The sequence below is a fragment of the Paenibacillus sp. DMB5 genome, from assembly GCF_001517085.1.
Lineage (GTDB): Bacteria > Bacillota > Bacilli > Paenibacillales > Paenibacillaceae > Paenibacillus_AQ.
Genome location: NZ_LRAC01000092.1, coordinates 25,561 through 38,881 on the forward strand (window position 1 = coordinate 25,561; position 13,321 = coordinate 38,881).

14 protein-coding genes are annotated in these 13,321 nt (G+C 54.1%); 13 read left to right on the forward strand and 1 reads right to left on the reverse strand.

The genetic code is table 11. From position 1 onward, the window contains the following. Window positions 1-8 precede the first annotated feature (8 nt). From AWJ19_RS09315 to AWJ19_RS09330, 4 genes are all read left to right on the forward strand, one after another. The gene (locus tag AWJ19_RS09315; RefSeq protein ID WP_068723162.1) at window positions 9-389 is read left to right on the forward strand and encodes a hypothetical protein; all 381 of its coding nucleotides are present in this window, start codon (window positions 9-11) and stop codon (window positions 387-389) included. A 124-nt stretch (window positions 390-513) separates the two neighbouring features. Continuing rightward, the gene (locus AWJ19_RS09320; protein ID WP_068723164.1) at window positions 514-840 is read left to right on the forward strand and encodes a metalloregulator ArsR/SmtB family transcription factor; all 327 of its coding nucleotides are present in this window, start codon (window positions 514-516) and stop codon (window positions 838-840) included. A gap of 107 nt (window positions 841-947) precedes the next feature. Continuing rightward, window positions 948-2,723, forward strand: a complete 1,776-nt coding sequence (gene sulP, locus AWJ19_RS09325) for a sulfate permease (protein ID WP_068723165.1) — start codon at window positions 948-950, stop codon at window positions 2,721-2,723. A gap of 117 nt (window positions 2,724-2,840) precedes the next feature. Then, on the forward strand, window positions 2,841-3,542 hold the full coding sequence (locus AWJ19_RS09330) for a DUF1361 domain-containing protein (RefSeq protein WP_068723167.1): 702 nt from the start codon (window positions 2,841-2,843) through the stop codon (window positions 3,540-3,542). Here AWJ19_RS09330 and AWJ19_RS09335 read toward each other — a convergent pair. Continuing rightward, window positions 3,518-3,859 (reverse strand): MGMT family protein, encoded by a 342-nt coding sequence (locus tag AWJ19_RS09335; RefSeq protein WP_068723171.1) that lies wholly within the window; start codon window positions 3,857-3,859, stop codon window positions 3,518-3,520. The genes AWJ19_RS09330 and AWJ19_RS09335 overlap by 25 nt on opposite strands. Before the next feature lie 77 nt (window positions 3,860-3,936). On the opposite strand from AWJ19_RS09335, the gene AWJ19_RS09340 reads away from it, so the two are divergent. The 9 genes from AWJ19_RS09340 (at window position 3,937) to AWJ19_RS09380 (ending at window position 13,314) form a co-directional block, all read left to right on the forward strand. After that, window positions 3,937-4,449, forward strand: a complete 513-nt coding sequence (locus AWJ19_RS09340; RefSeq protein WP_068723173.1) for a DUF2569 domain-containing protein — start codon at window positions 3,937-3,939, stop codon at window positions 4,447-4,449. Between the two features lie 126 nt (window positions 4,450-4,575). After that, window positions 4,576-6,126 (forward strand): spore germination protein, encoded by a 1,551-nt coding sequence (locus tag AWJ19_RS09345; RefSeq protein WP_198536529.1) that lies wholly within the window; start codon window positions 4,576-4,578, stop codon window positions 6,124-6,126. Further along, entirely contained in the window at window positions 6,123-7,280 is a 1,158-nt protein-coding gene (locus AWJ19_RS09350; protein ID WP_068723182.1) for a Ger(x)C family spore germination protein, read from the forward strand. The genes AWJ19_RS09345 and AWJ19_RS09350 overlap by 4 nt, the downstream gene beginning before the upstream one ends. A 4-nt stretch (window positions 7,281-7,284) precedes the next feature. Next, entirely contained in the window at window positions 7,285-7,488 is a 204-nt protein-coding gene (locus AWJ19_RS09355; RefSeq protein ID WP_068723184.1) for a hypothetical protein, read from the forward strand. Between the two features lie 20 nt (window positions 7,489-7,508). Beyond that, window positions 7,509-8,615, forward strand: a complete 1,107-nt coding sequence (locus AWJ19_RS09360; RefSeq protein ID WP_157889976.1) for an endospore germination permease — start codon at window positions 7,509-7,511, stop codon at window positions 8,613-8,615. A gap of 146 nt (window positions 8,616-8,761) precedes the next feature. Then, a complete protein-coding gene (locus AWJ19_RS09365; protein ID WP_068723186.1) occupies window positions 8,762-9,388 on the forward strand; it encodes an alpha/beta hydrolase in 627 nt (208 codons plus the stop codon). Between the two features lie 37 nt (window positions 9,389-9,425). Further along, a complete protein-coding gene (locus AWJ19_RS09370; RefSeq protein ID WP_068723187.1) occupies window positions 9,426-9,722 on the forward strand; it encodes an antibiotic biosynthesis monooxygenase in 297 nt (98 codons plus the stop codon). Window positions 9,723-9,737: 15 nt separating this feature from the next. Next, complete coding sequence (locus AWJ19_RS09375) at window positions 9,738-10,559, forward strand: aminoglycoside phosphotransferase family protein (RefSeq protein ID WP_068723189.1); 822 nt, start codon at window positions 9,738-9,740, stop codon at window positions 10,557-10,559. A gap of 640 nt (window positions 10,560-11,199) precedes the next feature. Further along, window positions 11,200-13,314, forward strand: a complete 2,115-nt coding sequence (locus AWJ19_RS09380) for a glycosyltransferase family 39 protein (protein ID WP_241781670.1) — start codon at window positions 11,200-11,202, stop codon at window positions 13,312-13,314. Window positions 13,315-13,321: the final 7 nt, after the last annotated feature.

A 13,321-nucleotide genomic window follows, 5' to 3' on the forward strand; every position in this document is an offset into this window, starting at 1 on the left:
CTATAGAGATGAAGATAACAGTAACAAGACAAGGAATCCGGAAAAACGAGGTATACTTTACAGCAGACTGCGGAGAAGGCAAGGGAATCTGGTGCGGCAGTCCCCCTGTCCTCCCCGGAGAAGCACAAGAGGTAGAATTTGAGCTGCCTGCACTGTTTATGCGCTGGGTGGATATTGTTCCGGCTGCTGCAGGCGGCAACGTCATACGGGTGGAAGGGGAACAAATCCTGTTAACAGGTATTTTGGAGAATATTGAGGAGGATGGAACGGGGTATCTGCGTCTGGGGAACGAGCTGATTATGTTTGAATGCCTGGGGGAACCGATGGCGCTTGGCGGCTGCGTAGAGATCAGAACCCGGGAGCTGATGATTTATCCGGTAAATTTGTAGGCACAGGCTGCTCTCCCCGCAGGAATAGAAATGCTGCAAATGCTGTACGGCCATAGCCACCCCGCAATAAATAATGCTAAGATAAGCTTAGAATTGAAGTACAGCTATAAGGAGCAGAAGTCCAATGAACAGCGATATTCAGCAATTTAAGACGGAGTTTTTCAAGGCGCTGGCTCATCCGATGCGGATCCGCATCCTGGAACTGCTGAGTGATGGCGAGAAAAATGTGAATGAGCTGCAGGCGATTCTCGGATCGGAAGGCTCTGCAGTCTCCCAGCAGCTGGCTGTCCTGCGCGCCAAAAATGTGGTTGCCAGCGTCAAGGAGGGCACCACCGTAATCTACTCTCTCCGCGATCCCCTGATCAAGGATCTGCTGGCAGTAGCCAGGCAGATATTCGATAATCACCTCGTAAATGCAATTTCCATCCTTGAGGGCATCCGCAGTGAATAGAATCCGCCCCTGAGCGGGCGGATTTCCCGTTGACAAGAACGGCGGGCAGGAGTAATGTTGCTCATATATTCAAATAATCAGATATTCAAAGAAAAGAAGGTTAGATGATGACAGGGTGGGGCCGTTTTCAAGGCTATAACATTGCTTCGCTGCGCAGGGATATCATTTCAGGGACGATTGTCGGCGTTATTGCCATCCCGCTGGGGATGGCATTTGCTATTGCTTCCGGTGTCAAGCCAGAGTACGGGATTTATACAACAATTGTGGCGGGAATCCTGATTTCCCTGTTCGGCGGCTCGAAATTCCAGATCGGCGGTCCAACCGGCGCATTTATTCCAATTCTGTTCGCCATTGCGATGGAGTACGGATATGAGAATCTGCTGATCGCCGGGATGATGGCCGGGGTGATTCTGGTGCTGATGGGCCTCTTCAGGCTCGGGGTGCTGATCAAATTTATTCCGAGGCCGGTCACCATCGGGTTTACCGCAGGGATTGCCGTTATTATTTTTACCGGGCAGATCGGGAATTTCCTCGGGCTTCAGGGGGTTAAGCGCCATGAGGCCTTCATCGACAATATGAAGGAGCTGGGCCTGCATATCTCCACAGTCAATCTGTACAGTGTGCTGACGGCTGTGATCTGTCTTGCAGTTGTTATACTCGGCCTGCAGTTTGCCCCTAAGGTACCGGGTTCACTGATCGGGCTGCTGTGCGCTACACTGGTTGCGGCGCTGTTCTTTAGCGGCAAGGTTACAACCATCGGCTCTGCCTACGGCGATATTCCGAATACGCTGCCGAGCTTTCACTTTCCGGTAATCACCTGGGAGCGGATCAGGCTGCTGCTCCGTCCGGCGTTTGTCATCGCCATGCTGGGAGCAATTGAATCACTCCTGTCCGCGGTAGTGGCCGACGGAATGTCCGGCAGCCGGCATAACAGCAACCGTGAGCTGGTCGGCCAGGGCATTGCCAATATTGCCGCTCCGCTGTTCGGCGGAATTCCGGCTACGGGAGCGATTGCCAGAACGGCGACGAATATCCGCAGCGGGGCTACTTCTCCGCTGTCGGGCGTCATTCACGGTGTCGTGGTGTTCCTGATCCTGCTGCTCTTTGCACCGTATGCCTCCAGTATTCCGCTTGCAGCGATGGCACCCATCCTGATGGTCGTCGCCTGGAATATGAGTGAGCGCAAGCAGTTCCTGCAGTTGCTGAAGCTGAAGACGGGGGATTCCCTGGTCATGTTCATTACCTTTCTCCTGACCATATTTGCCGATCTGACAGTAGCTGTGGAGGCAGGGCTGGTCCTTGCCGTCATCCTGTTCGTGAAACGGATGGGCGAGACCCACCTGGTCGCCAAAGTGCTGCCTGATCCGGAGTCGGTGAAGGTAGCTGCGCATATGGTAACGGACAGCCATGACTGTCCGCAGATCGGAATCTATAACGTGGAGGGTCCGCTGTTCTTCGGCGCCGCCTACCGGTTTGGCGATACGATGCCGGAGCCGGGCCCCGGCAAGCCCAAGCTGATTATTCTGCGCATGGGCAAGGTGCCGTTCATGGATACGACGGGCGAGGCCAATCTGGCTGAGCTGGTGAAGCAATTGCAGGCTGACGGCGGGAAGCTGCTGATTTCCGGCATTGAGCCGCAGCCGCTGGAGCTGCTGAAACGTACCGGCCTGTACGACAAAATCGGAGTACAGCAGTTCTTCGGGCATACCGGGGATGCGATAAATGCCGCACTGGCCATGATTCAGACAGACCGCTGCGCAGGCTGCCGGCATGCCGCGTTCCGGGAGTGTGCGGCGCTGGCCGGTGTTCAGGAAGCGCCGGGCAGAACAGGCTTCAAGAGTCATAAGCCTGCTATCGCCGGCAAGCTCAGCAGCGGCATCTGACCGCCCGGCTTCCGTCACAGCAAATAAAATATATAACAGCCCGGGTGCATCCAGACGCCCGGGCTGTTATATTTATTATGGTTGTTCCATTCTAACGGATAAGGAGAATATTCCCTGATGAAGGAACTGAATTATACGAAAGTGTTTGTGCTGTTAGCCGGCCTGTCCCTGGCAACTTTAGGGGTGTACCGGGTAGTTTCGCTGCGGACCGATACATACTTTGATTTTTTACTGTGGAACCTCTTTCTGGCCTGGATCCCTTTTTTGTTCTCAAGCGCCGCATATGTACTGGATAAACAGAGATTCAGCAGCATGCTGCTGCTGCCGCTGGGGATCGCCTGGCTGCTGTTTTTTCCGAACGCGCCGTATCTGATGACAGACCTGCTGCATCTGACCGCACGCAAAAGCATCTATATCGTCAGCGGAGAAGTACAGAGCCGGTTCTGGTATGATCTGGTCACCCTGCTGCTGTTCACCTGGAGCGGCTGGCTGACGGGCTTCTTCTCGCTGTACCAGTTTCAGAGTGTCATTTCCCGCAAAAGCAATCTGTTCTTCTCCTGGATTTTTGTACTTGCCGCATGTGCGCTTGGCGGCTACGGGGTGCTTCTCGGCCGGGTCTACCGGCTGAACAGCTGGGATGTGCTAACAGACCGGCACCAGCTGATTCAGCTGGTTAATGACAGCTTAAACCGGCAGTCGCTGTTCTTCAGCCTGTTCGTTGCGGTTGTACTGCTTGTGATCTATGCCACGCTGTACTTTTTGCTGAACGGGCTGGTCAGCAGCGGTGGGAGAGGCTACTCCAGAGGAGGCAGGAAATAATCCTCCGGGTCAGCTTCCGGTACGTACAGGTACAGCTCCAGATTGATGGCCCCGTCCGGCTCAAACTCTACGCCCTCGCCAGACAGGTAGAGCCTCTGGACCGATCCGGATTCATCATCCAGGGCAATCCTGCCCTTGGCGTTAATGACCCTGTGCCACGGCAGCTTATACTTCCGGCTCATGGAATGCAGAATCCGCACGACCTGTCTGGCGGCCCTGGGGCTTCCGGCAGCCTTGGCCACGCCTCCGTAGGTCATAACCTTTCCCTCGGGGATGGCTTGGATGACGGCGATAACGTTTGCAGTAAATGGTGTCATAGGTTCTCCTTAAGCTTGGATAGGCTTTGTTCACAGAATGAGATCTAAACCAGATTATAACAGAGGATGTGCGTGCTTTGGGAACACTTATCCCCGGTAAAAAAGGAATGGGGCTGTCACCGGGCCATCCGAAAGGGCTTGGCGGCTGGCTGGTGCTGATCCAGATCGGTCTTTATATTACGTTTATCAGATCGTTTGTACTGGTCTACGATTTCTTTACTAACACCCTCGGAAGCGAGGGCTGGTATGCCCTGACTTCCCCTGCTTCGGCGGATTATCATGCATCATGGAAGCTGGTGCTGGTTTTTGAGGTGAGCGCCAATATTATTCTGCTGTTAGCTTCTGTTTATCTGCTCACTCTGCTGTACAGCAAACGGGCGGTTTTTCCGCGCTGGCTGATTTTTTACTATATCATCGGCCTGCTGCTGCAGCTCGTCATCATGGTACTGATTGCGGGTATCCCGCAGTCGTCGGAGCTGGCTGCAAGCGGCAATCTGCTGCAGAACATTGCACGGGGTCTGGTAAACGGCCTTATCTGGACTGCCTACGTTTTGCGTTCTAAGAGAGTGCGGAATACTTTTGTTAACTGAATCCATATGAAAGCCAGTATAAAGCCGCACTTGCGGCTTTTTTGCTGTTCCGACAAACGGATATACGAATAGGACTGCAGAAGGCGGGGGATAATCAGATTAAAAGAATAGACAGGAGTGACGGCTGTGACGAATGCGGGAATTACGGATAACAGCAAACATTCAACCCCGGAGATCGATTCCTCCCAGCCCCTAAGCTGTTCTATGGATGATACGCTGGCGCTGTTCCGGCGGATCTTTAATAATGACGGCACGCTGAGAATACGGGTGATCCAAAATGACTATGACAGGAACATCCGCTGTGCAGTGGTCTATGTTGACGGAATGATCGACCGTGAGCTGATTCAAAGCGGTGTAATGAGGCCGCTAATGGCCTATGAATTTACGGATGGGGACAGGGAGCATCCGGCCAGACTGATGGAAGTGATCCGTAGCCGGGTGATTTCGATCAGCGATTTGACCGTGTCGGAGCAGCTGGACGAGCTGATTGGTGCTGTGGTCAGCGGTAAAACCGTCTTTTTGCTGGACGGTTATGCCGGTTCACTGAATATCAATGCCCAAAGCTGGGAGACCCGGGCTATAGAAGAGCCTATGACCGAGAAGGCAGTGCGCGGGCCGCGGGACGGCTTTAATGAGTCGCTGCTGACCAACCTGACCCTGATCCGCCGCCGGGTGCAGAACTCTGACCTCAAGTTTGTTTTTACCGACATTGGCACCCGAACAAAGACCCAGACTTGTATCTGCTATATGGAAAGCCTCGCCTCGCCGGATATCCTGAAGGAGCTGCAGGGCCGGCTGGCCCGTGTGGAGATCGACCATCTGCTGGATACAGGGTACCTGGCCGAACTAATCCGCGATGAGCCGTATTCCCCCTTTGAAATGATCGGAAGCACAGAGCGCCCGGATTCCGTTGTCGGCAAAATTATGGAGGGACGCATTGCCGTTCTGATCGACGGAAGCCCGTTCGCCCTGACGCTGCCGTATGTTTTTGTGGAAAACTTCCAGGCCAGCGAGGATTACTATATCAGTTATTTTTTCGCCACGTTTAACCGGCTGCTCAGAGTTCTGGGCGCATTTCTGTCAATCAGTATTCCAGCCGTTTATCTGGCAATGGTTACTTATAGCCAGGAGATGGTACCGACCCTCCTGCTGCTGAGCATTGCGGCCGCACGTTTGTCTGTGCCGTTTCCCACTGTAGTTGAAGCGGTGCTCATGCTGACGATCTTCGAAATTCTCCGTGAGGCAGGAGCGAGAATTCCCAATTCCATCGGGCAGGCGGTCAGCATCGTAGGCGCACTGGTACTGGGCCAGGCTGCGGTGGATGCGCGCATCGTCAGCGCACCGATGGTTATTGTCGTAGGACTGACAGGAATCACTACCCTGCTCAATCCCCGGCTTACCGGACCTTTAATTATTGTGAGGATGATTCTGCTGATAAGCGCGTTTTTGTTCGGCATCTTCGGCTACTTTTTCGGGCTGCTCGGGCTGGTTATTCATCTGATGAGCCTGCGTTCCTTCGGTGTTCCCTATATGCTCGGGGTGGGCTCGATCCGGCCGCAGGATATCAAGGACACGGCAGTCCGGGCCCCCTGGTGGGACATGTACCTGCGTCCGGCAGTGATCGGAGCGCGCAACATGAAGCGGAAGGCTCCGCAGCGGAAGCGGGGGAGAAGATGAGCAGAACCGCCTCCAGTGCAACGGCTGTCCTGCTTGCCGCTGTGATAATCTTCAGCCTGACCGGCTGCTGGAACTATACGGAGATCGATGATATGTCCATTGTGGCCGGAGTAGCCCTTGATAAAAATAAACCGGATAACAACATCCAATTGACCGTAGAAATGGTCGATACTCAGGGCGGGCTGCAGGACAATCAGACGGGCTTCAAAATGATGAGCCTGACCGGCGATACCATTTTTAATATTGCCCGCAATATGATTTCGCTGACCGGGCGGAAGCTGTTCTGGAGCCATGCCAAGGTCATTATTATCAGCGAGGAGCTGGCCCGGGAGGGGCTGGTAAAGGTGATTGACTGGTACAGCAGGGATACGGAGACCCGTGCGGATGTGTTCATCTTTGTTTCAGGCGAGAAGAATGCGCGTGAGGTACTGAATCTGAACAGTTCCAAGAAAACGATTATGTCCTTTGAGCTGGCCCAGATGATGAAGGATGAGCTGTTTACGGGGACCGCGCCGGTTGTAGAAATCTGGGATTTTATCGACAAGCTGGAGACTCCGGGGAAAAATGCGATCGCACCGCTGATCAGCATCAGCGAGCTGAACGGGCAGAAGAACGAGCGTGTCAACGGGACTGCGGTGTTTGTAGAGGACCGGATGGTCGGCAAGCTGGACGGAAAAGAAACCCAGTATGCTCTTTTCGCCAAAAATGATGTTAAAGGGGGTGTGCTGACCGTAGACAATGAGCGCGGCAAGCCCACCTATTCACTGGAAATTTTATCAAACCGGACAAAAGTGAAGCCTGCATGGGTTGACGGCAAGCTGCAGATTCAGGTGCATACGCTCACCCATACCGGGCTTGACGAGGTGATGAGCACGGTCAGTCTGACCGGGAATGAGAGCCTTGAGGCCATAGAAAAACGGGCAGGCGCACAGCTGCAGGAACAAATTCTCTCCGTGATCCGTAAACTGCAGCGGGAATATCAGGCGGATATTTTCGGTTTCGGCAAGGTGGTGCATAATGAAATGCCGCAGAGCTGGAGCAAGCTGGAGGAGCGGTGGCCGGAGGAATTCAAGGATCTGGATGTCAAGGTTACTTCTAAGGTCATTATTCAAAGTACGGCGAAGTCATCGAGAACGATCAAGTTAGGAGATTAAGAACGTGCCCGTCTATATTGTGCTGATTTATGCGTTTATCGTATGGCTGGATCCCTACGGCCTGCTGAAGCAGGAAAAAAAACAGGATTTCTATATATGCTCGGCGCTATGCCTGGTTTCCTTCGTTCTGGCCTTCAGTCTGGCGATGCATTGGGAGATTCCCAGTCCGTCCCCGCTGATTATCAATTTCATTAAACAGTTCTATTAAAAGTGCAGGGAGGAGGGGGTGTGCATGGGCAAAGAAATTATACCGGGGGCCAATCGGCCAGCATCGTCATTTTGTTCATCATCGGCAGCTCGCTGTTTATGGGTGTTTCAGGCCAATCAGGCAACAGCAGCTGGATTGCACTCATCCTGGCGGTATTGCTGGCCATCCCTCTGATGCTGATTTATGCACGTCTTCATACGCTTTTTCCGGGAAAGAATCTGTATGATATGCTGATTAGCGTCTTCGGCGGCGTCATCGGGCGGGTGTTCTCCTGCCTCTACATCTGGTATAGCCTGCACCTTGGCTCACTGGTCCTGCGTAATTTCGGGGAATTCAGCAAAACGGTGGCCCTGACATCCACTCCGATGCTGGCTCCGATGCTGATTATCGGCCTGCTCTGTATCTGGGTGGTAAACGCAGGGATGGAGGTACTCGGGCGGAGCGCCAAATTTCTGACCATGTTTACTTTTGCCGTGATTATTGTCGTGCAGCTGCTCTCCATTCCCAAATACGATTATGAGCATTTGCGGCCTCTGTTGGACAGCGGCTGGGGACCTGTATTTGCGGATGTGGCAGGCTCGTTTACGTTTCCTTTTGCAGAAATTGTCGTATTCCTTGGCGCCTTTAACGTTCTTCCGCGAAAAGGTTCGGCAGTCCGGGTGATGGTCGGCGGTTTGGTAATTGCAGGTGTTATCATCATTGGCGTCTCCGTGCGGAATCTGCTCGTCCTTGGTCCGGAGATTCTGTCTTCGCTCTATTTCCCCTCTTTCGTGGCGGTGAGCCGGATTAACGTCGGTGATTTTCTGACCCGGATCGAAGGCTCGGCGGCCATTATTTTTGTAACCTCATTGTTTGTAAAAGTAAGCCTCTGCCTGTATGTGACCAGCCAGGGCATTGCCAGAGTCTTCAAGCTGGAAAGCTACCGCTCCGTAGTGCTGCAGATGGGGCTGATTATGGTTTACATGTCTGGTTTCATCTATAAAGATATTACGCAGATGCAGTATTTTGCCTACCATATTTATAAGCTTTACGCGCTTCCCTTCGAATTGTTCATTCCGCTGCTGCTGTGGATTACGGCCGAAATTATGGCGCAGCGTGCAGACACAGGGGAGGAGAGCGCAACATAATAGGAAAGGCAGAAGTCTGACTTCCCGTCATTACGGCGGGAGGTTTATTTGTTATTTCCAAGCGTTGCCGAAGATCGTTATAATGAGAGACATAGAAAACGCCTTAGCAGGCGGAGTGAGTTTTACGTTTAACAAGGAGGAAGCTTATGAGTGTTTCGAGTATCATGATGTCCTCCCATTGGGGCAGAGAGGTCAGACATAAGTATGCGGCCCAGGGCTCCAAGGCGCTGGCTGTTATTTTTCCGGGCCAGAACTATTCAGCCGAACGCTCCCTGCTGGACTATGCAGGTAAGGTGGCTGCTGAGCACGGCTGTGATCTGCTGATTCTGGAATACGGCTATCAGAGCGCCCGGGCGGGATTCAAGCGGGAAGAGCTGGATATTGTCGTAGAGGAATGCAAAGCGGCGCTGGGGGCGGTCGCCGAGTACGAGCAGCTGCTGTTCATCAGCAAAAGCATGGGGACCGTCATTGCCGGACGGGTGGCGGCGGAGCTGGGTCTGCAGCAGAAGACGGCTCACCTGTACCTGACTCCCCTCGCCGAAACGGTACCCTGGATCCGCAAAAGCCGGGGGAGTGTTATCTATGGCGGCAGCGACCCGATGTTCAGCGGGCAGCACCCTGCCGAAATCAGCGGACTGCCGAATATCAGGGTGTACCGGATTGACGATGCCAATCACGCGCTTGAAGTGGGTAGTGTCAATGAATCGCTGGCGGTGCTGCTGGTAATTATCAATTTTTATCATGAATTTTTCCGCGATGCGCTTGAAGCTTAAGGTTTGTTTTTAGTAAGGAATAAAAGGAGGAAGTCAGATGATATTGGAAGCGGCCATGCTGCAGATTAAACCGGGGCTTACCGCGGAGTTTGAAGCCAGCTTCACCAAGGCCTCTCCGCTGATTGCCTCCATTGATGGCTATTTGGGACATGAGCTCCAGCACTGTCTGGAGGATGACCATAAATATCTGCTGCTTGTAAAGTGGCGGGCACTTGAAGATCATACGGTAGGATTCAGGGAATCAGCCCAGTACCAGGAATGGAAGGCCCTGCTTCACAGATATTACGACCCGTTCCCGGCAGTAGAGCATTTCACCAGTGTGAATCTGGACTAAACGGGAGGAAAGGCTATGGAGTATAACCGGCGGGTAGGAGCAGGCCGGACTGCAGAAGTATTTGAGCACGGGGATAAGACGATTGTTAAGCTTTATCTGGAGGATTTTTCTCCGGCGGCAGTGGAGCAGGAATACAGGGTAAGCTCATATGTGTATAACCAGGGCAGTGTCCGCACTCCCAGGCCTGCCGGGCTGATTGAAGCAGAAGGGCGCAGGGGCATTGTCTTTCAGCAGATTCACGGGCGCTCCCTGCTGGGCCAGATCAGCGGACAGCCCTGGCGTGTGTCCGTGTATGCCAAGCAGCTCGCCGCCCTGCATTATCAGCTGCATCAGCTGGAGGGCAGCCCGGAGCTCGGCCAGCATAAGGAGCAGCTGCACAGTCAGATTGTAGCCGCACCCATGCTGACCATGGAGGAGAAAACGGCTGTTCTGGAACATCTGCAGCGGCTGCCTGAAGGCGGCAGGCTGTGTCACGGCGACTTCCACCCTGATAATGTGCTTATTGATGCCGACGGTGCCTGGATTATCGACTGGATGAACGGCATTTCCGGAAATCCTGCGGCGGATGCCGCAAGATCAGTGCTGCTGTTCAGCATGGGGGCGATGCCTCCGGGGAGCTCATTCACCGCGCGGGTGGTCACCGGCTTCATCAGGCAGAAGCTTACGAAGGTCTATATCCGCGAATACCTCCGCTTATCGGGCCGCAGCTATGCCGAGATCAATGCCTGGGTGCTGCCGGTAGCTGCAGCGAGGCTAATCGAAGGGGTTCCGGCCGCAGAGAAGGAGCAGCTGGCCAAAGAAATCCGCAGGCGTCTCAGATCCAGGCGGAAGTCCTAGCACTTTTCCAAGAGAAGTGTATTATACCGTACGACTGCAATTGTGTAAAGGGAATTATATGATGATCCGGTCAGCCAGAGCTTCTGGCTGACTTTTTTTTGTGTGAAATGATAAGTCATGAACCATGAACCGCTAACGGACTGAAATAACCTTATTTTCTCTAAAATGGTCATTTTGCTGATCGAACGGACCTCAGTGCTCTTATTTTCCCCCAAACACCCATTTTTGCTCTAAATACGAGCCTATAAGGTCGCTGGTGTCCGTTAGGAAAACTAAAGAACGATTTTGCTGAAAATAAGCGCATTTGAGTCCGTTACAGGATGAGGTGTGTCCGGCGCGTTAACCTGTCGGGCATCCGCTGTAGAAGGTGATTAAATTTATTGTGGGTGGCCCGCGAAGTGCCTGAGCCAGCATCCATAGTAAGGCCGCACTTTCTGCCCAGGGGATTGGCGGAAGCAGGCCCGTAAATGATCCTGCCTCCGCAAAAAAACGTTCAGCAAACTTTCAGCCAGGCCTCATTGACGATTAAGGTACGGATGCAATAATACGGCTATGCAATGCTTGACACTGGGGAGAGAGCGCTGCCGAATGAGGTTCTATTGGATGAATGGGAGTGGAACATGATGAAATTATTGAAAAAATGGGTTCTGATATAGTCCTGCTGTTTATTCTGCTGCTGGCTGCCTTTCTTTACGGATTCGGGATCTGGAATGATCATTATGTAAATACGTATTACACCACTGCAGTCGGAAGCATGCTGCAGAGCTTCCACAATTTCTTCTTTGCTTCACTGGACTCTGCAGGTTCCGTAACCGTGGATAAGCCGCCGGTGACGTTCTGGATTCAGACGCTCAGCGCCTGGATCTTCGGGCTGCACGGCTGGAGTGTTATCCTGCCTCAAGCCTTGGCCGGCGTAGGCTCGGTACTGCTGGTCTACCTGCTGGTTAAGCCAAGCTTCGGCAGAACAGCGGCCCGCCTTGCTGCGCTCGCGATGGCTACAACACCAGTAGCAGCGGCAGTCAGCCGCACGAACAATATTGATGCCATGCTGGTGTTTACCCTGCTGCTGGCGGCCTGGTTTTTGTTCAAAGGGACCAGACAGCATAAAACCGGCAGTCTTCTCACCGCCTTCGGACTGATCGGGGTGGCCTTCAACGAGAAGATGCTGCAGGCCTATATGGTTGTGCCGGCATTTTATCTGTTCTATATTCTGGCCGCCAAGGTCAACTGGAAGAAAAAAACCGGCGTGCTGGCCGCCTGCACCGCAGTGCTGCTGGTAGTTTCGCTCTCCTGGGCAGTTATCGTTGACTCGATTCCTGCGGATAAACGGCCGTATATGGGCAGCAGCGGCACCAACTCTGTGCTGAATCTGGCCTTCGGGTACAACGGGGTATCCCGTCTGACGGGTGACCGCAGCACAGGAGGCGGCAGCGGCATGCCGGGCGGCGGCTTCGGCGGCGAGATGCCGGGCATGAACGGTGAGATGCCGGCCTTTGGCGGCGGAATGCCGGACATGAATGGTGATATGCCCGCTATGGATGGGGCCGGCGGCCAGGGCAGCCCGGAGGGCCAGGGGCAGGGCAGTGATGGCGGTGTCCGCGGCCAGCAGGGTACGGGCGCGGAGGACGGCGGGATGCCGGCAACCCGGCCTGACGGCGGAAGCCGGCAGTTCGGGGGCGCTGACGGCGGCCAGGGCGGCAGGGACGGCATGAACGGCGGCGGTGGCGGTATGTTCAACACCGGCACCGCCGGTCCGCTGCGGCTGTTCCAGCAGGAGCTGTCCGGACAGGCCAGCTGGCTGCTGCCCTTTGTCTTATTCGGCGTAATCGGCATTTTTGCCAGTCTGCGCCGCAGGCATTTTACGATGCAGCACAAAGAAGCCCTGTTCTGGCTGGCCTGGCTGATTCCGGCGATGGGATTCTTCAGTATCGCCGGATTCTTCCACCAGTATTATCTGATCATGATGGCGCCGCCGGTTGCGGCGCTGGCCGGAGCAGGCTGGTTCAAGCTCTGGCACTACTATAAAGAGCGTTCCGGCTGGCTGTCCTGGCTGCTTCCGGCAGCAGTCCCGGCTACTGCAGCCTTCCAGTGGTACATTATTCGTCCTTATGACAGCACCATCGGCAGCGGCTGGTCAATCGGAGTGCTGGCTGCAGGGCTTGCAGCAGCCTTGCTTCTGATTGTGCTGCGGATTCTAAAAGGCCGGGGGAAGCCAGCCCTTGTCCATGCCGCAGCTGTAGCCGGGCTGCTGGTGCTGCTGATCGGCCCACTGTACTGGGCGTTTACACCGATCACCTACGGGCTTAACAGTATGACTCCGGCCGCAGGTCCTGACAGCAGTGACAGCGGCGGCTTCGGAGGAGGCGGCGGACGAAATACCGGCACCGGAGTGAACGGGGAGCTGCTTGCCTATCTGAAGGAGCATAATACCGGTGAAGAATATCTATTCGCAGCCATGGATTACGGGACAGCAGGCCCGTATATTATCGATGAAGGTGAAAAAGTAGTTATTCTGAACGGTTTCAACAACTCGGATGTACCTTACACGACTGAGACACTGCGGGCACTGGTAGAAAGCGGCAAAGTGAAATACTTCCTCGTCACCAGCGGTGGTATGGGCGGCGGACGGGGCGGCGGCAATTCGGAGATTACCAGCTGGATTACGGAAAATGGCACAGAGGTGCCTTCAGCCGATTGGCAGGGTACCGTAACAGGCGGAGCCGGCGGGACCCTGTATGAGATCCATTTAAACTAAGCACATT